Annotated in this window: 18 protein-coding genes and 1 tRNA gene; 6 read left to right on the top strand and 13 right to left on the bottom strand. The window is 46.0% G+C overall.

From position 1 onward, the window contains the following. Positions 1-86: 86 nt before the first annotated feature. Entirely contained in the window at positions 87-1,523 is a 1,437-nt protein-coding gene (locus tag ACX0G9_RS15975; RefSeq protein WP_459065934.1) for an ATP-binding protein, read from the bottom strand. A gap of 531 nt (positions 1,524-2,054) precedes the next feature. Here ACX0G9_RS15975 and ACX0G9_RS15980 point away from each other — a divergent pair. Beyond that, positions 2,055-2,125, top strand: a tRNA-Gln gene (locus ACX0G9_RS15980). Between the two features lie 758 nt (positions 2,126-2,883). Here ACX0G9_RS15980 and ACX0G9_RS15985 read toward each other — a convergent pair. Together ACX0G9_RS15985 and ACX0G9_RS15990 are read right to left on the bottom strand one after the other, a co-directional pair. Further along, positions 2,884-3,582, bottom strand: coding sequence for a molybdopterin-dependent oxidoreductase (locus ACX0G9_RS15985; protein WP_459065935.1), 699 nt, complete (start codon positions 3,580-3,582; stop codon positions 2,884-2,886). Positions 3,583-3,780: 198 nt separating this feature from the next. Then, positions 3,781-4,188: a hypothetical protein gene (locus tag ACX0G9_RS15990; RefSeq protein WP_459065936.1), complete on the bottom strand. Its 408-nt coding sequence runs from the start codon at positions 4,186-4,188 to the stop codon at positions 3,781-3,783. 448 nt (positions 4,189-4,636) lie between these two features. On the opposite strand from ACX0G9_RS15990, the gene ACX0G9_RS15995 reads away from it, so the two are divergent. Beyond that, positions 4,637-4,903, top strand: a complete 267-nt coding sequence (locus ACX0G9_RS15995) for a hypothetical protein (RefSeq protein ID WP_459065937.1) — start codon at positions 4,637-4,639, stop codon at positions 4,901-4,903. A 29-nt stretch (positions 4,904-4,932) separates the two neighbouring features. On the opposite strand, the gene ACX0G9_RS16000 is transcribed toward ACX0G9_RS15995, so the two are convergent. Together ACX0G9_RS16000 and ACX0G9_RS16005 are read right to left on the bottom strand one after the other, a co-directional pair. Next, on the bottom strand, positions 4,933-6,732 hold the full coding sequence (locus ACX0G9_RS16000; protein WP_459065938.1) for a M28 family peptidase: 1,800 nt from the start codon (positions 6,730-6,732) through the stop codon (positions 4,933-4,935). A 141-nt stretch (positions 6,733-6,873) separates the two neighbouring features. Beyond that, a complete protein-coding gene (locus ACX0G9_RS16005) occupies positions 6,874-9,657 on the bottom strand; it encodes a T9SS type A sorting domain-containing protein (RefSeq protein ID WP_459065939.1) in 2,784 nt (927 codons plus the stop codon). A gap of 477 nt (positions 9,658-10,134) precedes the next feature. On the opposite strand from ACX0G9_RS16005, the gene ACX0G9_RS16010 reads away from it, so the two are divergent. Beyond that, a complete protein-coding gene (locus ACX0G9_RS16010) occupies positions 10,135-10,851 on the top strand; it encodes a TapB family protein (RefSeq protein ID WP_459065940.1) in 717 nt (238 codons plus the stop codon). A 105-nt stretch (positions 10,852-10,956) separates the two neighbouring features. Here the strand turns inward: ACX0G9_RS16010 and rfbD are convergent, their stop codons facing one another. From rfbD to ACX0G9_RS16045, 7 genes are all read right to left on the bottom strand, one after another. Beyond that, positions 10,957-11,814: a dTDP-4-dehydrorhamnose reductase gene (gene rfbD, locus ACX0G9_RS16015; RefSeq protein ID WP_459065941.1), complete on the bottom strand. Its 858-nt coding sequence runs from the start codon at positions 11,812-11,814 to the stop codon at positions 10,957-10,959. A 1-nt stretch (position 11,815) separates the two neighbouring features. Next, a complete protein-coding gene (gene rfbC, locus ACX0G9_RS16020; RefSeq protein ID WP_459065942.1) occupies positions 11,816-12,376 on the bottom strand; it encodes a dTDP-4-dehydrorhamnose 3,5-epimerase in 561 nt (186 codons plus the stop codon). Positions 12,377-12,463: 87 nt separating this feature from the next. Next, the gene (gene rfbB / locus ACX0G9_RS16025) at positions 12,464-13,522 is read right to left on the bottom strand and encodes a dTDP-glucose 4,6-dehydratase (RefSeq protein ID WP_459065943.1); all 1,059 of its coding nucleotides are present in this window, start codon (positions 13,520-13,522) and stop codon (positions 12,464-12,466) included. Then, entirely contained in the window at positions 13,522-14,820 is a 1,299-nt protein-coding gene (locus tag ACX0G9_RS16030) for a nucleotide sugar dehydrogenase (RefSeq protein ID WP_459065944.1), read from the bottom strand. Before ACX0G9_RS16030 ends, rfbB begins: the two co-directional genes overlap by 1 nt. A gap of 25 nt (positions 14,821-14,845) precedes the next feature. Beyond that, positions 14,846-15,829, bottom strand: a complete 984-nt coding sequence (locus ACX0G9_RS16035) for a UDP-glucuronic acid decarboxylase family protein (protein ID WP_459065945.1) — start codon at positions 15,827-15,829, stop codon at positions 14,846-14,848. A 15-nt stretch (positions 15,830-15,844) separates the two neighbouring features. Next, positions 15,845-17,173 carry a UDP-glucose dehydrogenase family protein gene (locus ACX0G9_RS16040; protein WP_459065946.1) on the bottom strand — a complete coding sequence of 443 codons (1,329 nt, stop codon included), beginning with the start codon at positions 17,171-17,173 and terminating at the stop codon, positions 15,845-15,847. Positions 17,174-17,215: 42 nt separating this feature from the next. Continuing rightward, the gene (locus tag ACX0G9_RS16045; protein WP_459065947.1) at positions 17,216-18,346 is read right to left on the bottom strand and encodes a DegT/DnrJ/EryC1/StrS family aminotransferase; all 1,131 of its coding nucleotides are present in this window, start codon (positions 18,344-18,346) and stop codon (positions 17,216-17,218) included. A gap of 123 nt (positions 18,347-18,469) precedes the next feature. Here ACX0G9_RS16045 and ACX0G9_RS16050 point away from each other — a divergent pair, with 123 nt between their 5' ends. Then, positions 18,470-19,840, top strand: coding sequence for a 3-deoxy-D-manno-octulosonic acid transferase (locus ACX0G9_RS16050; RefSeq protein ID WP_459065948.1), 1,371 nt, complete (start codon positions 18,470-18,472; stop codon positions 19,838-19,840). On the opposite strand, the gene ACX0G9_RS16055 is transcribed toward ACX0G9_RS16050, so the two are convergent. After that, on the bottom strand, positions 19,813-20,676 hold the full coding sequence (locus tag ACX0G9_RS16055) for a hypothetical protein (protein ID WP_459065949.1): 864 nt from the start codon (positions 20,674-20,676) through the stop codon (positions 19,813-19,815). The genes ACX0G9_RS16050 and ACX0G9_RS16055 overlap by 28 nt on opposite strands. 157 nt (positions 20,677-20,833) lie before the next feature. On the opposite strand from ACX0G9_RS16055, the gene ACX0G9_RS16060 reads away from it, so the two are divergent. Together ACX0G9_RS16060 and ACX0G9_RS16065 are read left to right on the top strand one after the other, a co-directional pair. Further along, positions 20,834-21,421 (top strand): thymidine kinase, encoded by a 588-nt coding sequence (locus tag ACX0G9_RS16060; protein ID WP_459065950.1) that lies wholly within the window; start codon positions 20,834-20,836, stop codon positions 21,419-21,421. A gap of 57 nt (positions 21,422-21,478) precedes the next feature. Continuing rightward, on the top strand, positions 21,479-22,192 hold the full coding sequence (locus ACX0G9_RS16065; protein WP_459065951.1) for a heme exporter protein CcmB: 714 nt from the start codon (positions 21,479-21,481) through the stop codon (positions 22,190-22,192). Positions 22,193-22,207: the final 15 nt, after the last annotated feature.

The raw sequence follows: 22,207 nt of genomic DNA on the forward strand, positions 1-22,207 counted from the left end.
TCCCTGTATTTTAAATTATATGCTTAAAATTTTAAAATCATCATTATTTAACAGGCAAGCGCATCATCCTTTAAACGGCAAACAAATTATCCCTTAATGGGTAAGCTTATGCAGAATTCGGTCCGGCCTGGAACAGAATTGACCTTTACAATGCCGCGGTGCTGACGAACGATTCCGGTTACGACATCCAGGCCCATCCCCGTTCCTTTTCCGATATCTTTTGTAGTAAAGAAAGGGTCAAAGATACGTGTTTTGATCTCATCCGGTATGCCCGGACCATTGTCAACAACCGATACCAGCACATATTCTCCTTCTTTTTCCGTTTTTATTTCCAGGACCCCTTTGCCATTCGGCTCCATCGCATCGAGGGCATTGTCGATAAGGTTCGTCCATACCTGATTCAGCTCTCCAATCATTGCCTTTACCGGCGGCAGGCTCAGGTCAAAATGCTCCGCCAACTCTACATGCCCCTTCCGTAATTTGAATTGGAGCATGACCAGGGTATTGCGGATCCCCGCATGAATATCCGTCAATTGTTTACCACTGCCCTGGTCCATATGGGTAAAGGTCTTGACCGATCCTACCAGGTCTCCGATCCGCCTGGATGCTTCCTCGATATCTTCTACCATTTTCTCCGTAACCAGGTTGCTATTGATCCAATTGAATATAGCCGAAAGATAGGCATCCGGGATGTGTTCTTTAAATTCATCCAGATCCCCAAGTGTAAATCCAAAGTCAACCATGTTTTCGGCGATCTCACCGCTATTGCCAATCTTGTTATCGTCCAGCCAATCCATTAACTCCTCTTCCTTTTCATTACGCTTCATCATGGATAATACCGGTCTTTCGTTTTTCTTCAACATCGAAAATAATTTGTCATTGACGATGTCCACTTCCTCCGGGCTCATCCGGATAGAAATGATCTGCTTAAACGTTTCCGGTAAAAGCTGCAGGTGTTTTTTCAGGGAAGCGGAACCACGCACGACGGCTGCCGCCGGATTGTTTAATTCGTGGGCCAATCCCGCAGAAAGTTTGCCCAGGGCCATCATCTTTTCATTTTGCTGCTGAAAGGCCGTAAAATCCCGCACCCTCGTTGTCATAATATGGACGAGGGCCTGTGTCAGCTCAAAACGTGTACGGATCAACTCCTCGGATTTTTCGATAGGGAAACTCATAATTTCAGCAGTCTCTGTCACCTCTCCGTAAGCAATTGAAAATTTCCCCCTGGAAAAAGGCAGATATCCGATAATACTTCCCGGTCCCCAGTTCATTATTTCACTGGCCTCACCACCACGAAGCTGGTAAACCCGTATTCTCCCTTTCCCAATGATGTGCGTAAAGTTTATCGGGTTATCGGGTTTAAACAGAAATTCACCGACTTCCAGCAGCCGGCATACACTATTGTCTAAAAACCATTGCAGTTGATCGGCCGGTACTTCTTTTAAGGTATCGAGCGAATGCAGCCATTCAACGGTTATACTTTTCGTTGGTTTATTTTCGGTGGTAAAGTTTTGCGCAGACATTTCCCAAGTTCTGATTTTTTATTGGTTTGTTGAAAAATCGCTGAAACAGGCGCTTTTCAGGAATCTTATTTTTTCATTAATAACAATCGTATGCTGGCTTATGCCGAATTGGAGGCGCAACACTGATCCTACCGGGGTACTGGAGGCTGGCAAGTCGGGAGGCTGGCAGTCGGCCAGTTCGTCAAACTCAAGCGTCAATCTGAGGGAAGAAGGCTAAAAGGCATAGAAAAGGGGAATTTAGAACGTATAGGAAGGGGGAATGTTCAATAAACGGGACAATTCAGGCTAATAATGGATTAATGGGTGGTTGTCCCAGGGCAATTAGGCCTTCCTGGGGGGAGCTCAATTTCCGAAAATTCATGCGTTTTCGATTCCCGGACGGGAGTTCATTCATGCTATTTTGTCCTAATATGGCTAAGGAGGATGAACTCCTAATGGCATTAAAGAGTATTGTAGGGGGAATTGTCTTTAATTACTTGTTAGGGAAAGGCTTGTGGGTTTACTTCCAATATCCTATATTTGCAGCCCAATTGCCCGATAGTATAAGGGTAGTACATCAGTTTCTGGATCTGAGTGTCTTGGTTCGAATCCAGGTCGGGCAACAAAGGCCTCTCGCGATAGCGAGGGGCTTTTTTCTTTGGTAGCGGTGAAAGCTTTGCTTTCAAGAGCGGACAAAGGAAAAAGCCGCGACCGCGAAGTGGTCGGAAGGCCTTTGGGTAATGCAAAGCGGAGTGGATCACCGGAGTTGCCCGGCAGGGCACGCAGGTAATCCAGGCCGCGCGGCAAAGACCCCCTGGACATAATTAGCTACCACTTCCGGCATCCCGCCTAATATCAGAAAACGAATTGTTCAGCTAAATGACGAACAGCGGTCGATTTTCCTACCTGACGGGCACCCCTGACTAATAGCGGCTTTGCTTCTTTTTCCTGCCGCCTGGCAGTCATCACACCATCTATACTCCTTCTAAAATACATTTTTACAAGGCTAAAAATGGGTTTATTATCCATTTATACAAGGCAAAAACATATGAATTTTTACATTTTTACAAGGCAAAATGACTTTCCGGTAACTTATTGGTTTCTCTACATACCTAAAGAAAATAAATTCTAATAGACTGTAAATGAGGTCGTTAAAACATATTTTACAAATTACTCAATGAACTGAGTAAAATTGCTCAATATATTGAGTAATTAGAAATAAAATCATGCATAATTGCCGGCTGTTTCTTCATCCACATCTGCTTCTCTTGCCAGCGCGGCGGCCTCTGGCTCCTGTCCGGCATGGCACGCATTACCTGACTATTGAATATTTACTGTCAATAGTCAACTGCCTGAACATTTTTCGATACCCGCCATATCATCACCTGCTATACCTGTCATTCCTCCAGGGATAGGCCGTATTGGAGTATCCCCTCTCCTCCCAGAAGCCCAATTTGTTCCTGGTCAGAAATTCAATCCGGTTTATCCATTTCGATCCCTTCCAGGCATATAACTGGGGGGTGATCATACGTACCGGTCCGCCATGTTCTTTCGGCAGCGCTTTACCCTCGATCGTATGCACCAGCAACACATCGGGTTTCAGCGCCTCTTCCAGGGCCAGGTTTGTCGTATACTCATCATAACCATAACAAAGGATATGCGTAGCCGTTTGTTTAGGAGATACCAGCGCCGCCAGATCCATGAGGCGGACTCCTTTCCAGTTCATATTCAGTTTGGACCAGGTAGTCACACAATGAAAGTCGGATGTATCTTCGGTCTGCGGCAGTTCCATAAAGTCAGACCAGCTCAGGGTAACCGGATGATCCACCGCTCCGTCAAGGACCAATTTCCATTCCTTCAGCGGTATATCCGGCTGGGTGCCCAGGTCCAGTACCGGCCATTTGGCCGTCAACACCTGCCCTACCGGGACCACGGGCATGCCGTGCCGGTTAGGGTTTCCTGTCCCTTGCGGCAGTCCATCCGCCACGGAAGGCGTTTGCCGGATTTTCTCTTCGAAGCGGCCCTTAAGCTTCATCCTGGCTTCGACGACACGGTTCAATTTTTTATCAGATTCTTCCATAAGTCATCAATTGTCCTTAAAGTTATGCAAAGTCGTTTTTTACACCCGATATTAAATATTCGATCCTATTTACCTATAGTCGCCCTCTTCCTTCCAGATTAGTCATTTTTTAAAAGCTAAAGGGCCGATACTTTTCAAAGATTGAAAAGTATCGGCCCTTTAGCTTTTTTATTTATGGAAGATTATGCCGGCGTTCCGTTAGTGCCTGGGAAAAAATACGGCCAAAGACAGGAGCAACAAATAAGGCATGGCTAAGATAAAGACAGAAACAAAAAAATGCCGTTTGCGTTTCTTCTTTGGTTTAACTGCATTTTCATACTTCCCAAAGATCTCCAGGTCGCGATCTTTAATAATGAAATAATAATTAAAGAATACGGTGGTCAGCATGTAAATGGAAGTGGCAAAAACAGTCGACTGCATGGGTGATGAAAAACGGGTGTGTTTGAAAAAATGCAGATAGAATGCTTCCATTAACAGGAGCCATCCTCCGGAACCAAGCGAGAACAGATACATGGTCTGGGTTCGGGGATTGAAACTACTTCGGTATAGGCTAAGCCTATAGAAATAGTTGTAAATGTTGAAATAGAGATAGTCTACGTGCTTCATTGGGACGTTTTCGGGTTAGGGTACTGGATACGGAAAATACTACTTCTATTAAACGCTATTGAAGAAGAAATCGTACAATTTAAAAGACCTGAAAACCTTAATCTATTGATATACAAACGATTTATTTGATTAAATCTTCAGGTTTTTTTTCTGTCCCAACAGTGGAAAATGTCTCTTTCTGCTAAAGGTTTACAAATCAATTATTTGATTTTTTATTATACACAAGCTTTGTAATTGGGGAAGTTTTACAGGTATATTTATCGCTGTTGCTGCCAGCTCCGGTTATTGTTATACGTATTGTCTTACTTCGTGCAAATCCTGTTATTGTTAATGCTTTCAGGGGTGTCGCTGTTATGCTTTATTTCCTCCCTATAGCTTGCAATCCTTAAGAACTTACCGTAGTTTTACCTTGTATTTACAATAATCCGTACCAACTAAATTATGACCCATGGAAACATTTTACACTATTCTCCAGGGACTCCAACTGGATTTTATACAGGTATTTATTTCTTGTGTGTTTTTCTTTGCCATCGGCTACGGGCTCGGCGGAATTAAAGGCAGAAAACTTACGAAGACAGTACAAAAGCTGGAAAAAGAGATCATGGATCTCAATTCCGAATTATTGTACAATAACAAGGATGGAAAGGTAATCAAGGAGAACAGTACCAAAGAAAATAATTTAAACAGGGGAAACAACCTGATGAAGGTAAGCTAGGCGATAAAGGTTTGCTGGCTGAAGGTAAGCTAGCGGTTTCGGAATATCATTTTCCCGCTCTGGACAGGCAAGCCATCTATGACAAGGGAGCAGATATATACGCCTGCCATCCCATATCCATGTTCGTATACTATTTCGTTGATACCTTTTTTCAACCGGATCTTCCTTTTTTGAAGGATACGTCCATCCGGACTACTGATTAATATCCAGGCTCTTTCTGCAAAAAGATCGGTTCCCGATATGATCGTGATCGTTGTCGCTTCGTCGAAAGGATTGGGGCGGTTTGGCAACAACCGGATCCCATAAGGATCCTCCGCAGCCGGTGCCTGGGCTGGTTTGCCCGGCTCCAATGCGAGAATGACCTGAGTCGTGGTCAGGGCATACTCCGTGGAGAATTGGCTTTCAACCTCATCAGGATCGACAGCAGCTGCGCTGATATAAAAATTCGTATTACTACCATAAGGCAGGGTAACCGTATCGGGCATTGCTCCCGATACTGTATATACGCTGTCCCAATCATTATCCGAAGAACGGACCGCCACCCGGTAACCGGGCGCCCCTGATGGTAAGAACCGGAAAGTAACCCGGTTTGCGCTGACCATCACAGGTACCATCGTCACGGTATCCGGCCCAAGGGCTACCATAGCCGCTCCAATTCCGTTCACCAATGCGTTGCGGGCAAGATACCTTACGTCTACATACAAGGTGTCCTCTATCCCGTCATGATTCCGGTCCCCACCCAGGCTGTCGCGGTCACTGTGCTGTCGGTCGGTATAGCCCGGGCCATTACTGGCATCCCCATCCTCGTTAGCCTGTGTTAAACGAACGGCGGTATATCCGTCCGCCCGAAAAGGCTGATGATCGCCTCCTCTTCCTGTCCTGTCTTCCGGCGTCATGATATGAATATCCACAGGGACCATTACAAGGCCGCTAGCCTGCTCTTTATACTCCAGCTTGATATAACGCGCCCATTGTTTGTGTGGGGAATTAAAGCTCCCCAGAGAGAATATACGCAAATCGGTACTGTCAATATTCCCGTAGCCGGGACAACCCGGCCCCGATGCGGTATGCCCGCAAAAAATTCCTCCCGATACATCGTTGTTATTCACGGCTTTTAAGGGAATATGGTTATTTTTCAGATAGTCTGCAAAAGCTTTAGCGCCGATGGTGCCTTGCTCTTCCCCGGTATTGACGGAAAAAACGATCGTGTTCCTGAAGGTATATTGGCTTAAGACTCGCGCCAGCTCCATGACCAATGCAGTGCCTGTGGCATTGTCCCCGATCCCGGGTGCATTGCCGGAAATATCGCAATTATTGGCATTCCGGCTATCCACGTGACCTTCAATAACGATAAGGGATTTGTTTCCGGTCTGGCTTCCCGGCAATACGGCGATAATATTACTGTGCCGGGTAATGGAAGAAGTAGCGGGGCAGCCGCTGTAATCGAATTCAAGATAAGCCACCCTTAGTCTGTTCTGATTGACAGCACTATAGCGAAGAAATTGCCGGTAAACCCATCTCCTGGCGGCCCCGATCCCCCGGGTCGAAGACAGGGTATCTGAAAATGTATTCCGGTTCTGAAAATTTTTCAGGGCAAAGAGACTGGCTTTGAGGGTATCCGGGGATATACCGTTAACCAGCCCCGAGGAAATGATACCCGGATCCCTGATTATGGAGGAAGCCTGATAGATCCCCGGCGTATAGCTCCCTTTAAGAATTGCATCCACCTCGCTGCTGTTGACCGACATATTCGTTTGGGCAATGAGGTACCCATCCTGCATACTTGTCAGCGGCACAGCGACAAGCAGGATCCTTACTAAAGCTTTCATAGGACCTGGTTTACAGATAACGGATTTACAATATCGGGCCTATTTCGACAGGCCGAAATGCATCAACAGGAAATATATCAACCGGTAATATATCAACCGGTAAAGTATCGGCAGGAAACGAATAGCCGTTTACCTGCTAACCTATAGCTGGTTGAACACTTTTTTAACGATTACCTGGTCGGGTAAAACGATCTGTACAAAATATACCGAGACGGGAAAGGAAGACAAACCATTTAATGAAAAATTGTTGGTCCCTTTCGCAGCCTCGTATTCCTGCCCGCGCAACAACATTCCTTTGCTGTCCAATAGCCGTATCACCACCCGCCCTGACTTAGCAAGGTTCACCTTTATGTTTAATCCATCCTGGAATGGGTTGGGCGAAACATCCGCTTCGCTTCTTCCTGCAAAAGCAGCAATAGTCACTATGGTGGAATAAAAAGTCCCTTCATTAGGATCGGTAAGTCTTAACCGGTAAAAATTGGCAGTTCCCGGCAAGGGTGAATTATCAGTGAACGAATGGCTCATGGTCGCACCGTTTCCGGCGCCATCAACACGGCCTATTGGTTGAAAGTTCATTCCATCGGCAGACCGTTCAATAACAAAATAGGCGCCATTGGTCTCTTCCGTTGCCTTCCAGTTCAGCACATTCCCGGCATCCGTCGCTTTAGCGGAAAAGGAGACGATGGTTGTCTGCAACACCGAGGACAGATTGATCGTATATGTTGCCGGTGATGGATCTTGCTGATTACCCGCATCGAAAAAGGCATATTGAAAAGAAAGGCTGGTAATCGTAATGGTAGTGAATTTTACCTGAAGCTGAGCAACGTTATAATTGGCAATCGTGGTATTATTGGTTACCAGGGTCCCATTGTAATATAACTGCACATTCGTCGGTACCTGGGTGATCACCACTTTCTTTCCGCTCCCTAAGGCTCCATCCTCCGGGTCGGACCCGATAAGTGGCCCCGGACTACCCGCAGAGCCTGTACCATTCAGGGTTCGATAGGAATTGAGTATAGGCGTAAGAATCGTATAATATTGGTTTTGCGAATCCGGAAGCCGTTCTATTCCAAAGTCAAGACCTGTCATATTGGTACTACCCGTATTAAAGATATAGATCAGCGGGGAAGTGGTTATCCAACCCGAAGGAACTGCCGCTGCAGGTGCCGCACTCCCCACGGTTCCCGCGATAGTGGAAATGACGACTTTCATTCCTGTCGCATTAACCGGGCAATTAGGCAGCGAATAGGTGCCGTTCGAAGCCACCGCAACCGATGATAATACCGTTCCGGTAACAGGGTCTATCAAACTGGCATACAGCCCGTTTCCGGCATTGGTTCCCGGCTCGCTATTTGTTCGAATATTGGCTAAAGTACCTGCGGCACTATTATCCGCATCATCCCAAACGGTACCGGATACATTAAGGCAGGTAAGGGTCAGGTTCTGGGTCGTATTCAATACGATCCCCCAGGCCCAGGTATTGATCAGACGGGCATTTCCAAAGTCGTTACATTGAATATTATCCTGATCATTGGCTGTTCCGCTGTAAGAAACGCTTGGCGCCGGAATGACCTGCCCCGAATTTCCATTTCCATTCCAGGCATGTCCCGGAGAAGCTTGTCCCATAATGGTATTGGAATAACCAATCCCCGTAAAGTTGTTATTGTTGCTGCTGCAATCCGTACCCATACTGGACAATTTCGAATCATCCCAATAAAGTGTGGTGTTGAGTGACCCGATGGGTGCCACACCATCCACACTGAACCCATTGATATTGAGCTCATCGTCATAAAGAGGTATATTGATCCTCCCTTTCCGGAAGGAAAAGGTAATAGGAAAGGTAGTGTTGGCCGGAACCGAAACACCCGTTCCATCCTTCCCATCCCAGACATAGGTGATTATACCGGGTAACTGGTTGATCAGTTCAATATAACGATCTGGAGAATTCGCCTGATATCCGGGAATCCCGTTCAAATCAAATAACATATAAAAGTCGCCGGCCTGAGGCGCGGAAAAACGGACATTGAATGGCCCGGGCGGACAACCGGAAATGGTCGGACTTACCAGAATAGGCGGGCTGGGTATTACGCAGGCCGGATAAAGACTGGGATCCGGTGCATTTAAAAATACATTGAAGCCTCTGGTAAGATAGGGTGGAATCAGGTTTTTCAGGTTGATAGATTGGCGATCAACCAACCAATTCCCATTATTCTGAACACCAAATCCAGTGACGGATAAAATATAAGAAAGAGGCTGAAATCCTCCCGATGCCGGAAAATATACTTTAGTTACGACCGAATCCACGGTATAGGCAAAGAACTGCGCATTGGACGAGATCTTGGGATCCTGAATATCATTCGCATTCGGATTATAAACCGAAAAAGCCCATTCATTACAATGCACACGGCCGGTATATTGTGTGTTATCGGTCTTCGCTACTGTTAAATCAAAATACTTGGAAAGCATCGATTCTCCACCCGAAATATGGGTGATGCCTCCGTCAGGACTTCTATAGAACGAAACATAATAATCGCCGTTCCTGGTTGGGGTAAATGTCAGTGGGCTATAACCACCTGGGGTAGCCCCACCTATATCAGGACCCGCCATTGCATTGGCATACGTGGTGATAAAACCGGCACCTGAACCTGTAGGAAGATTTATAGTGGTCACCAGGACGCCCGTAGGATCAAAAATATTCATGAACACATCCGAATATGGACTAGTAATGGGTGAACCACTCGGAGACAGCACCTCCCAATTGAAGCCGTAGTATAAGTTTTCTTTGGTAAAATCCTTAATCCGGAAAAAGATTCGCTGATCACCCGGAGTTGGTCCGGAAGCTGGAACATAACTACCGACGTTTCCCAGTGGGAAAGAGGCCGTGGTAGAGACAATAAGACCCGTTCCATTAGTCGGATTCGGCATAATTTCCTTCGTGCCCTCAGCATGCAATGCCTGGATAGGGCCTGCAAGCGAAAAACAAATTAATAAAAGGAAAAGACAACCTTGGCTAAAGGAAGAAAAAAGGAAAGATAGCCGCACCCGGTCAGAGTAAAGAGGTTTCATAAATAGGGATTATAAAGTTTCGATCAACCGGGAGTACATCATAGGAGACGACTTTCCCAAATGATCGTTACCAAGTCCGAAAACTATAAAATTTTGCTTTGATCGCATACTCCAATAGGACATCTTTTATCCACATAGGGCTTTTAAGGAAAATATAAAAATTATAAAATTGAATTAAAGCAATTTATATATTATACTATTTGTTATTTTATTTAATTATTTTATTTATTATCAGCTTCCCCTTTAAGGTTCCATTATTCTCCTGCCAATATCACCGCTTTGAGGTATTGTAATGAAAATGGTTATTGGTTATCTTTCGCATATAAATTACCGACTATGCATACTTGCCATTTCATGAATGTCCGCAGTCAGATATATTCTTTCCTTATTTTCAGTTGTTTTTGCAGTTTACTCACCTTCTCTGCTTTTGCGCAGGATTGTCAGCATTACCTCTTTTTGCAAAAGAATAAGACCATTGAAATGACTATTTATAACAAAAAGGGCGAACCCAATGGTAAACAAATTTACCAGGTATCGGATGTGACAACAACAGGAGGTGTAACAACGGCCCACCTGGCTTCTGAAATGTTCGATAAAAAAGGGAAATCCATAGCCAAGGCAAACAGTAGCATAAAATGCAACGGAGGGGTCATGCTGATCGATATGAAAATGATGCTGCCCCAGCAACAGGCGGAACAATATGGCAAGACGGAAGTAAAAGCAGATAATTCTTTCCTGGAATATCCTGCATCCCTGAATGTAGGCGATGGCCTTAAAGACGGGAAATTCACCATGGATATGAATAACAACGGCCTTCCACAAACCATTACTATGGTAAGCACCAACCGGAAAGTGGAAGCCAAAGAATCCATAACCACAGATGCCGGTACCTGGGATTGTTATAAGATTAGTTATAAATGTAAGATGTCCGTTAAAACCGGACCGATAGGTATACCCTTTAATTTAGATGGAACGGAATGGTATGCCCCGGGTTTCGGAGTGATAAAAACGCAAAGCAAATACGGAGGAACGGCTATCACATCGATTAAATAGCTGCAAGCATGAAATTGCTGTAAGCATGAAAGAGCTGCAAGCATGAAAGAGCTGCAAGCATAAAAGAGCTGCAAGCATGAAAGAGCTTTTGCTTGAGGCTTGTAGCTAAAGCCGTCTGAGACAAACAGCCAGGCTCTCCTGCCAGCCAGGGATCGTAATCCCATACGTTTTTTTTATCAGGGTCTTATCCAATAAGGAATAATGAGGTCTTTTCGCAGGCGTCGGATATTGGGAGGTTGGGATCGGATTCACAACGCAGGTGCTATGAGACAGCTCTTTTATAGCCCGGGCAAATTCAAACCAGCTGATCTCTCCTTCATTACTATAGTGATAAATTCCCGGCACAAATTTCACGCCGTCTGCGATCTGAAGAATCACCCTGGCCAGATCGGCGGCGTAAGTAGGGGAACCGATCTGATCATCGATCACATTTATGGAAGGTTTCTCTTTCATCAGCCGGATCATCGTCTTGACAAAATTGTTCCCGAACTCCGAATAAACCCAGGAAGTACGGATAATGACGGTCTCCTCATTATTCAACAGGGCCAGTTGTTCGCCCTGCCATTTGGAGGCTCCGTAGATATTGACAGGACCGGTAGCATCCTCTTCCTTTAGAGGAATGGCGGATCTGCCGTCAAAAACATAGTCGGTGGAAATATGAATGAGCCGGGCCTTTACTTTTTTGCAGGCCTCTGCCAATTTACCAACAGCTTCCCCATTGATCAGATAGGCCAGATCCCTTTCCGTCTCCGCCTTGTCTACCGCAGTATAGGCTGCACAATTGATACACCAGGCTGGTTTCGTTTCCTCAAAATAGGGTTGGATCTTTGCCAGATCATGAATGGGAAATTCTTCCCGGGTCAGAAAAATAAAAACAAACCGGGGAAAAGCCGGAGCAAGCTCTCTTATTTCTTTGCCCAATTGACCATTTGCACCTGTGACCAGGATTTTTTGTTTTTCCATATTACCCTTCAAATTGAAAATTATTCCGGCAGGCTGACAGAACCGGTAATTCCAGGTCCTTTGAAGAAATAACTACTTTATCCTCCGCTACCTTCCAATCGATTCCAAGAGCCGGATCATTATAAAGGATGCCGCCCTCGCTGGATTTACTATATAAGGAATCACATTTATACGAAACTTCCGCCGTCTCGCTCAACACGGAAAATCCATGAGCAAAGCCTTTGGGAATCAGGAGTTGTTTCTTATTTTCTGCAGATAATTCAATGCTGAGGTATTTCCCGTAAGTGGAGGAGCCTTTACGGATATCAACCGCCACGTCCAGGATAGTTCCCTGAAGCACCCGGATCAACTTGGTTTGGGCGTGCGGATCGAGTTGATAATGTAATCCCCGGATGACTCCATAACGGGAGAAGGATTGATTGTCCTGAAGGAAACGCATAGGATGCCCGCTACGTTGAAAAACCTCCTCATTATAGGATTCAAAAAAGTATCCCCGCTCGTCCTTAAAAACAGCAGGTTCAAAGATAAAGAGCCCGGAAATTTCTGTACTGGTAAAAGGCATGTTATTCTATTTAAATGCATCAAGCCTGAAGCTTGCAACTTGCAACTTGCACCTTGAAGATTGCAACTTGAAACTTGAAGCTTGTATCTATTTATACTGCTGGTCATAGTATTTCTGATAATCGCCCGAGGTCACGTGTTTTACCCAATCCCCATTAAGCAAATACCAATCTACTGTTTTTTCCAATCCTTCCTCAAACTGCAAAGAAGGTTTCCAGCCCAGTTCTTTATTCAGTTTGGTGGCATCGATCGCATAACGCAGGTCATGACCCGGCCGGTCCTTTACATAGGTGATCAGTTTAGCCGATTCTCCGGGCGGTCTTCCCAGCTTTTTATCCATGACCGCACATAACAGGTGCACGATATCGATATTCTTCCATTCATTAATACCACCGATATTATATTTTTCTCCAACCCTTCCTTTATGGAAAATAGTATCGATCGCCCTGGCATGGTCTTCCACAAATAACCAATCCCGCACATTTTCTCCCTTTCCGTAGACGGGCAAAGGTTTATGGTTTAGGATATTATTGATCATTAACGGGATCAGTTTTTCCGGAAAATGATGAGATCCGTAGTTGTTGGAACAATTGGAGAGCAGGACGGGCAGGCCATAGGTATGGTGCCAGGCCATCACAAAATGGTCGGAAGAAGCCTTGGACGCAGAATAAGGGGATCTGGGATCATAAGGGGTATCCTCGGTAAAGAACCCCTCTGCTCCCAAAGAACCATATACTTCATCTGTAGAAACATGATAAAACAGTTTGCCTTCCAAGGCGTTTTTCCAATTGCTCATGCTCACGTTCAGCAGGCAGGCAGTTCCCATTACATTGGTGCGGACAAAGGCCAGCGGATCCAGAATGGAACGGTCCACATGGCTTTCTGCGGCCAGATGGATAACGGCATCGAAAGAATACTGTTCGAAGAGCTCCTGAAGCCGTCGTTCATCGGTGATATCCCCTTTTTCAAACCGGTAATTCGGGGAGGATTCGATATCCTTCAGGTTTTCCAGATTACCCGCGTAGGTAAGGGAATCGAGATTAACGATCTGGTACTCAGGGTATTTTTTTACGAATAAACGGATTACATGAGAACCGATAAAACCCGCTCCCCCGGTGATCATTATTTTCTTTGAAATAGTTGCCATTATAAACTCCAGTATTTTCTGCTTGTAATCTTGTTTCTGTAAATCCCTTTCAAATCTGCGATCAGGGCCCCTTCCCGGGTTATGGAAGCAAAATAGGCGTCGTCCAGTTTGGTGTAGGGTGCATGCGGCACGGTAAGGATCACCGCGTCATAGTTGTTTGCCGGACGTCGGGTCAAATGTAATCCATATTCCTCATGTACTTCCTCTTCCTTGGCGTAAGGATCTTCCACGTCCACCGATATATTAAAAGCCAGTAATTCTTTCACGGTATCCACGATCTTGGAATTACGGATATCACTTACATTTTCCTTAAAGGTCACCCCTTTGACCAGCACTCTCGGTTCATTGGAGATGCGCAGGACATGGGTTATGATCTTACGAGCCACATATTTGGCCATGTCGTCATTGATATACCGGGAAGAACTGATCACTTTTGATTCATACCCCAGGGCAGCAGCCTTATGGGTCAGGTAATACGGATCTACCCCGATACAATGCCCCCCTACCAGACCCGGCTGAAATTTCAGAAAATTCCATTTGGTACCCGCCGCTTCGATCACATCATAAGTATTAATGCCGATGCGGTCGAAGATCAGGGAAAGTTCGTTCATCAGGGCGATGTTCAGGTCACGTTGGGTATTTTCCACGATCTTACTGGCCTCGGCCACTTTGATCGACGGGGCCCTGTGGACACCGGCATCCACCACCAATTCATAGGTCTTTGCAATTTCTTCCAGAGATCCGGCATCATTGCCGGATACGACTTTAACTACTGTTCTGAGCGTATTCTTTTTATCTCCCGGATTGATCCGCTCGGGAGAATACCCCAGGTTAAAATCACCGGCCATCAACCGGAGACCGGAGATGTTCTCCAATACCGGCAGACAATCCTCTTCCGTACAGCCAGGATAGGTAGTTGATTCATATACGACATAATCTCCCGCCTTCAGTACACTTCCAACGGTTTTGGAAGCACCGATCAGCGGTTTCAGATCGGGAACATTATATTTATCAACCGGTGTAGGAACAGCTATAATAAAAAACCGTGCTTCTTTTAATACGGTCAGGTCATCCGTGAAGACAATATCCCTCCCCTCAAATTCAGCAGCCTCCACTTCGTTACTGGGATCGATATGGTTACGCATCAGCTCGATACGGCGGGCATTGATATCAAAACCGATCACAGAGATCTTTTTAGCAAATTCCAGGGCTATGGGCAATCCTACATAACCCAATCCTATCACAGCCAACTTGGCTTTTTTGTCTAGCAGCGGGTCATATATCGTCCTTTCATTCATATTACCTGATCTGGTTTAATGATTTTTATTTATTGCTGATAAATTCCTTTGGCAGCTTGCGCCATTCTTCGGGCGACAGGGATTTAAAGTAATCGTAAGTAGCCTTCAGTCCTTCTTTGCGTTCTACTTTGGGCTCCCATCCCAGGATCTCGCGGGCCTTGGTGATATCCGGCCTTCGCTGTTTGGGATCGTCCACGGGCAGGGGTTTATAAACGATCTTTTGTTTGGTCCCTGTCAGAGCGATCACTTCTTCCGCGAATTGATGAAGGGTGATCTCGGAAGGGTTGCCGATATTAACGGGTAAATGATAATCACTGAGCAGCAGCCGGTAGATCCCTTCAACCAGGTCGTCAACATAACAAAATGACCGGGTCTGACTGCCATCACCAAATACAGTAAGGTCCTCACCCCGGAGAGCCTGTCCTATGAAAGCGGGCAGAGCACGTCCGTCGTTGAGACGCATGCGTGGGCCATAGGTGTTGAATATCCGCACGATACGGGTCTCCAGGCCATGAAAGTTATGATAGGCCATGGTCATCGCTTCCTGAAAACGTTTGGCTTCGTCGTATACACCTCTTGGCCCTACGGGATTGACATTACCCCAGTATTCTTCCGTTTGCGGGTGGACCAGGGGATCACCATAGATCTCCGAGGTAGAGGCTACCAGGATCCTGGCTTTTTTCGATTTGGCCAACCCAAGGCAATTATGCGTACCCAGTGAACCTACCTTCAGGGTTTGAATGGGTATTTTCAGGTAATCGATCGGGCTGGCGGGTGAAGCAAAATGCAGGATATGGCTTATTTCTCCGGGAACATGAATGAATTTACTGACATCATGATGGTAAAATTCAAATTGCTCCAGTTTGAAGAGATGTTCGATATTTTTAAGATCGCCGGTGATAAGGTTGTCCATTCCGACTACCTGGTAGCCTTCCTTTATGAACCGGTCGCAAAGATGGGAACCCAGGAAACCGGCGGCTCCGGTGATCAATACACGTTTATTTGCCATGAATCTTCAGATTATTTATGCGTTTTTTACTGCGGGAATGGCCGGAGCCCTCCCGATGCTTTCATAATAGAACCCCAGTTCCCGGATCGCTTCGATCTCGAAAAGGTTTCGTCCGTCAAAGATAACTTTTGATTTCAGGGTAGTGACGATCTTCAGGAAATTAGGGGTCCGGAATTCATTCCATTCGGTAGCGATGATAAGGGCATCGGCCCCTTCAAGCGCTTCATACTGGCTTTCCGCATAACTAACCTTATCGCCGATAAGCTGTTTTACATTACTCATAGCCTCCGGATCAAACACACTGAGGGTCGCCCCTTCCCTGATCAACGCATCGATAATATATAAAGCCGGGGCTTCCCGGATATCGTCCGTATTGGGCTTAAAGGCGAGTCCCCAAAGAGCAAAATGTTTGCCTTTCAGACTGCCCTTAAAATATTTACTGATCTTAGGTAATAAATGCAGTTTTTGTTTCTCATTCACATCCATGACCGCATTGAGGATCCTGAACTCATAATCGACCTCTGCGGAAGATTTTACCAGCGCTTGTACATCCTTGGGAAAACAGCTTCCCCCATACCCGATACCCGGGAAAAGGAATCGTTTGCCGATACGTTCGTCACTTCCTATCCCTCTTCTCACCATGTCCACATCCGCACCCAACCGTTCACACAACAGGGCTACTTCGTTCATAAAGGTGATCTTGGTAGCCAGGAAAGAGTTGGCGGCATATTTGGTCAATTCGGCGGAACGTTCGTCCATGTAAATGATCGGGTTACCCTGGCGCACAAAAGGCCCGTATAATTCACCCATGACCTTTCTGGCCCTTTCGGAAGAAGTGCCTATAACGACGCGGTCCGGTTTCATAAAGTCTTCTACGGCCACACCTTCCCGTAAAAATTCAGGGTTGGATACTACATCGAATTCTCCTTTATAATTTTTGGCGATAGCAGTCCGGACCTTTTCGGCCGTGCCCACCGGAACCGTACTTTTATCCACAATAACCTGGTAGGAAGTAAGGATCTTTCCCAGGTGATCCGATACCCCCAATATATATTTAAGATCCGCCGAGCCATCCTCTCCGGGAGGGGTCGGCAGGGCCAGGAAAATGATCTGCGCATCCTTTATCCCTTCTTCCAGATTGGTTGTAAACCTAAGCCGCTCTTCCTTCAGGTTGCGGAGGAACAGTTTTTCCAAACCGGGCTCATAAATGGTGATCTGGCCGCCGGACAATTTTTCCACTTTACCGGCATCGATATCCACGCAGATAACATCATTCCCCGTCTCTGCAAAACAAGTACCTGTGACCAGGCCCACATAACCGGTTCCAACGACTGCAATTTTCATAATGATTTGTTTAAAAAAGGTTTAAGTTAGGAGAAGAAATTATTAATTTTTTACAAATTCCAATACGGCTGTACTTATGGCCTGCAATTGTTCTTCCTCCAGCTCCGTATGCATAGGCAGGGAAATGACCCTTTCCGTCAACCAATCGGTAGTGGGTAAGTGATAATCTGCCCCGCCCCAGGCGGCAAACATTTTCTGGCGATGGGCAGGAACAGGATAATAGATCATCGAAGGTATGTCCCTTGCAGCCAGGTATTCATTCAGTCCGTCCCGGCTGACCCCTTCCAGCAACAATGTATACTGATGGAAAACATGATGGCTGTAGGATGCCCGGTAAGGAACAGAAATCTTCGGATGGGTACGGAAAACAGTATCGTAATAATCAGCGACCTTCCTTCTGGCTGTGATATAAACATCCAGCTCTTTCAGTTTCACATTCAGAACGGCCGCCTGAATAGAATCCAGCCGGCTGTTGCAACCTACCAGGTCGTGGTAATAACGTTTACTTTGCCCATGATTGGCAATCATTTTCAACCGGTTAGCTAACGTATCGTCATCCGTAAATATTGCCCCTCCGTCCCCATAACAGCCTAAATTCTTGGATGGGAAAAAAGAGGTTGTGCCGATCGTCCCGATTGTGCCCGTTTTTTTGACAGAACCGTTGCTGAACGTATAACTACTTCCTATTGCCTGGGCATTGTCTTCTATTACAAATAGCTTGTGCTGATCTGCGATCCGCATGATCTCTTCCATCGGGGCTGATTGTCCGTAAAGATGAACGGGAACGATCGCCCGGGTTCTGGGGGTAATGGCTTTTTCTATGGCAGCAGGATCGATACAAAAGGTTCGGGGATCAACCTCCACAAATACCGGTTTCAATCTTAACAGGGCTATGACTTCGGTAGTAGCCACATAGGTAAAAGAAGGAGTGATAACCTCGTCGCCGGGTTGCAGATCCAGTGCCATCATGGCAATCTGAAGAGCGTCCGTCCCATTGGCACAGGGAATTACGTGCTTTGTCCCGAGATACCCTGCCAGGCCACCTGCAAAGTCACTGACCGCTTTCCCATTAATAAAGGAGGCATTGTCCAATACATCCTGGATCGCCGTATCCACTTCATTCTTTATCTTAGCATACTGTCGCTTCAGGTCTACCATTTGAATGGGTCGCATAGCTCATGGGTTTAAACGGGCACAAACCTACTGCAAAAATGTGGTTTATCCAATGCTGCAAAGCGGTATAACTGAGGTATTAACGGTTGAAACAGGTTTGAAAGGACATTAATTTACAGACACGTGAGTATAATTTTCTATCATGTTTTTCTTTGGCTTTATAAGACAGGCATTTTTCTGATCACTCCCTGGAACCGGAAAGCAAAGCTTTGGCGGGAGGGGAGAAGGGATATCCTGAACAGGATCCGTGCTGAAATGGCCGGTGATCCGGATATGGGAAATGTAAAACCGAAGGGGAGCGAAGACAGAAGCATAACCGGGCAGGGCACTGGAAAAGCCGGGAAAAAACAGGTGATCTGGATGCATTGCGCCTCCCTGGGGGAATTTGAGCAGGGAAGGCCGGTACTGGAGAGCCTGAAACAGATGGCTCCTGAGTCGAAGGTGGTCCTTACCTTTTTTTCACCATCCGGTTATGAAATAAGAAAAGACTATTCCGGAGCTGACCATATTTTTTATTTACCCCTTGACTCCCGCAGGAATGCCCGCAAGTTCATCGATTATGTAGGTCCGGACCTGGTACTTTGGGTAAAATATGATTATTGGTTCTATTATCTGGTAGAATTAAAGAAAAGGAATATACCTGCATTGCTCATTTCCGGGGTCTTCCGCCCGGATCAGCCATTTTTTAAGTGGTACGGCAGGTTACACCGGTATATGCTGGAATGTTTCAGGCATCTTTTCGTACAAACCGAAGAATCCAAAAAATTGCTGGGAAAACTGGGGCTTTCAGAAAATGTAAGTATCGGAGGGGATACCCGTTTCGACCGGGTAGTTGAAATTGCGGAGGAATTTGAAGCCATCCCCGCCATCGGAGCCTTTTGCAGGGATTTTCCGGTCATTGTTGCCGGTAGTACCTGGGAGGAAGATGAAGAAGAACTGGATCATTTTGCCAATACGCATCCTGAGTACAGGTTTATCATCGCTCCCCATGAAATCGGGGAAGCCAGGTTGCAGGAGGTGGAGAAATTGTTCCGTCACGCCGTCCGGTATTCACAATGGACGGCAGATGACCCCAGGGAGGTTTTGGCGGGCAGGATATCCGCTACAGACACAGGAAGCGAAGCCAATGTGTTGATAATCGATAATATAGGGATGTTATCCCGTCTGTATTCCTACGCAACCATCGCCTATGTTGGAGGAGGATTTGGCAGTGACGGTGTGCATAATGTCCTGGAAGCGGCTGTATACGGAAAACCGGTGGTTTTCGGCCCGGTGATCGAAAAATATATCGAAGTGCTGGAACTGGTGGATTGCGGTGGAGGTTTGGTGATAGACAGCGCACTGGAAGCGGAATCTGTCTTCAACAGGCTCCTGGGAGATCCGGAACAATGCCGTTTGGCGGGGGAAGCTTCCCGGAATTATGTGTTGACCAAAAAAGGAGCAACGGAGAAGGTAACGGGCTATATTCAGGCAAAACGCCTTTTGACCAATTGATAAAAATGACGGGTAGCCTCCCGATTCTCATCCCAGCCCAATTTGACCTTTAGCTCCCTCTCCATCCAGTATTCTGCTTCCGGCAATATCCGGAACCCGTTTATGGTCTTGATACTACGCTCATACATCACTTCATCTCCCCGGAATAACTGACTGATAAAAATATAACGGTCGTTGACCCCTATGGCCTTTTTCAGGTCACGGACCGGAGCCTCATTCAATGCTGCGGATAACTCTACGACATTCACTTTCAACGAATCATTCCTTGAAGAGAAACCGTTATTACCTGCGATCACATCATTTAGCTCCCTGGGAACCTGCTGTTGGGCGAGTGTTGGAATTTCCGAGAGGGGATCGAAAGGATAGGATCTGTTTTCTTTGGGAGCGGCGACCGGACGTACTGAATTTTTGGATGACAGCGGAAATTCCGTTACAGACCTTTCTGCGGGAGGTATTTCTGCCGGTGTTTTTTCAAAAGGCGTCCTCTCCTGTTGATTCTTTTCTGCCGGAGTTCGCTCAAAACCTGATCTTTCCTGTCCGCCCCGCAGTTCGTTCAGATTTTTTATTTCGGCCTTCCCTTCGCCTCTTTCCACTATGACAGGAACAGGAACATCGGAAACTGCTTGTTGACCGGCATACATTTTCATGGAGGATGGCATCATAACCGCTACTTTTGCAGACCCCCGGTTAGCCCCATTCTGGTGCAGGGTAGCCTGACCGGATAAACGGGCAAGTTCGGCTTCCAGCATCCGGGTGGTTTGGATCAATTGCGAAAGGTCGCCCTGTCGTTCAAATTGTTCCTTCAGTTGGGTGATAAGTTCTTGTAGTCGTTCCATGGTAGTATTGAACAGGCCTTTACCGGGTTAGTATATTAGTATAAGGAGATATTATAAAGTTATAACAAATTCCGAACCTAATTTGGCTCGAGGCTCTGCTTTAATGAATATATGTTAGTTTATAACAAATTCCTTTTTCAAAAAATGTACAACCATTATGTTTATCGAGCCTCATATTAAAGGTGAAAAACGTGGCTGGATAGAGGTCATTTCCGGATCTATGTTCTCCGGAAAAACAGAAGAACTGATCCGGAGGTTAAAACGGGCAAAAATTGCCAACCTGAAGGTTGAGATCTTCAAACCATCCATGGATACCCGCTACCATGAAAAGGATATTGTTTCACACAATGAAAATGCCATCCCCTCCACCCCTGTGGATAATTCTCAAACTATCCTGCTGTTTGCCGGCGAGGCAGACGTAGTAGGGATAGACGAGGCGCAATTCTTTGACGATCAATTACCGGTAGTCTGCGACCAACTGGCCTTACGCGGAATCCGGGTGATCGTTGCCGGTTTGGACATGGACTATACCGGTAAACCTTTTGGCCAAATGCCTTACCTTCTTGCTATGGCTGAATATATTACCAAGTTGCATGCCATATGTGTAAAATGTGGAAATATTGCTAACTATTCTTACCGGAAAAAAGGGTCCTCCGCACAAGTTTTGCTGGGGGAAAAAGACAATTATGAACCACGTTGCAGACATTGTTATCATTTGCCCCCGGACAGCCCCCTAACCCCCTGAAGTTGGAATGAAATAAAAGAAGACATCACCGGTGGGATGGTTAAATAAAAAAATATTATGACTGCTTTAACAAATAAATCATTTAAAAAATCTCCTGGTTCTGACTCCCCCTTCAGGGGGGTGGGGGGTATAGTTGCTCTTTTCAAAAAAGACCTCCTGCTGGAGATAAGACAGCAATACACTTTTTATGGAGTCCTTTTATATGTAGCCTCCACCATTTTTGTACTGTACCTGTCCATGGGAGAACCGGAGGCCTTGGTTTGGAAAGGATTGTTCTGGATGATCCAGTTGTTCATCAGTGTAAATGCAGTGGCCAAAAGCTTTTTACAGGAAGGGCGGGGACGCCTTCTGTATTTTTATTCGATCGCAGGAGCCAGGGATTTTATCCTGGCCAAACTGTTGTTTAATGCCCTGCTGATGCTGCTGATGACCCTGGTAAGCCTGTTTCTTTTTCTACTTATGCTGGGCAATCCTCTCCCTGCGCTGCCTGTCTTTGTATTGATCAGTTGTTTTGGAGGAATCAGTCTTAGCCTGGTATTCACTTTTCTGGCCGCGATTGCAGCGCGGGCGGGGCAGAACGCAGCGTTGATGGCCATCCTTGGTTTTCCGCTCATTATCCCCCAGCTATTACTGCTCAACAAGGTTTCCACCATTGCCTTCGAAAAGGTTTTACAGGGCGGTCTTGCTGAAATGGTGCTTTTATTGGGTGGATTGGATGTAATGATCATTGTGCTGGCCATTATCCTGTTCCCTTTTCTTTGGAAGGATTAAATTTCGGTCTGTTTA

The sequence above is a fragment of the Flavitalea flava genome (assembly GCF_054461575.1).

Coding starts and splice junctions, on each gene's coding strand:
- ACX0G9_RS15975 (WP_459065934.1), bottom strand. CDS start 1,523: ATGTCTGCGCAAAACTTTACCACCGAAAATAAACCAACGAAAAGTATA.
- ACX0G9_RS15985 (WP_459065935.1), bottom strand. CDS start 3,582: ATGGAAGAATCTGATAAAAAATTGAACCGTGTCGTCGAAGCCAGGATG.
- ACX0G9_RS15990 (WP_459065936.1), bottom strand. CDS start 4,188: ATGAAGCACGTAGACTATCTCTATTTCAACATTTACAACTATTTCTAT.
- ACX0G9_RS15995 (WP_459065937.1), top strand. CDS start 4,637: ATGGAAACATTTTACACTATTCTCCAGGGACTCCAACTGGATTTTATA.
- ACX0G9_RS16000 (WP_459065938.1), bottom strand. CDS start 6,732: ATGAAAGCTTTAGTAAGGATCCTGCTTGTCGCTGTGCCGCTGACAAGT.
- ACX0G9_RS16005 (WP_459065939.1), bottom strand. CDS start 9,657: ATGCCGAATCCGACTAATGGAACGGGTCTTATTGTCTCTACCACGGCC.
- ACX0G9_RS16010 (WP_459065940.1), top strand. CDS start 10,135: ATGCATACTTGCCATTTCATGAATGTCCGCAGTCAGATATATTCTTTC.
- rfbD (WP_459065941.1), bottom strand. CDS start 11,814: ATGGAAAAACAAAAAATCCTGGTCACAGGTGCAAATGGTCAATTGGGC.
- rfbC (WP_459065942.1), bottom strand. CDS start 12,376: ATGCCTTTTACCAGTACAGAAATTTCCGGGCTCTTTATCTTTGAACCT.
- rfbB (WP_459065943.1), bottom strand. CDS start 13,522: ATGGCAACTATTTCAAAGAAAATAATGATCACCGGGGGAGCGGGTTTT.
- ACX0G9_RS16030 (WP_459065944.1), bottom strand. CDS start 14,820: ATGAATGAAAGGACGATATATGACCCGCTGCTAGACAAAAAAGCCAAG.
- ACX0G9_RS16035 (WP_459065945.1), bottom strand. CDS start 15,829: ATGGCAAATAAACGTGTATTGATCACCGGAGCCGCCGGTTTCCTGGGT.
- ACX0G9_RS16040 (WP_459065946.1), bottom strand. CDS start 17,173: ATGAAAATTGCAGTCGTTGGAACCGGTTATGTGGGCCTGGTCACAGGT.
- ACX0G9_RS16045 (WP_459065947.1), bottom strand. CDS start 18,346: ATGCGACCCATTCAAATGGTAGACCTGAAGCGACAGTATGCTAAGATA.
- ACX0G9_RS16055 (WP_459065949.1), bottom strand. CDS start 20,676: ATGGAACGACTACAAGAACTTATCACCCAACTGAAGGAACAATTTGAA.
- ACX0G9_RS16060 (WP_459065950.1), top strand. CDS start 20,834: ATGTTTATCGAGCCTCATATTAAAGGTGAAAAACGTGGCTGGATAGAG.
- ACX0G9_RS16065 (WP_459065951.1), top strand. CDS start 21,479: ATGACTGCTTTAACAAATAAATCATTTAAAAAATCTCCTGGTTCTGAC.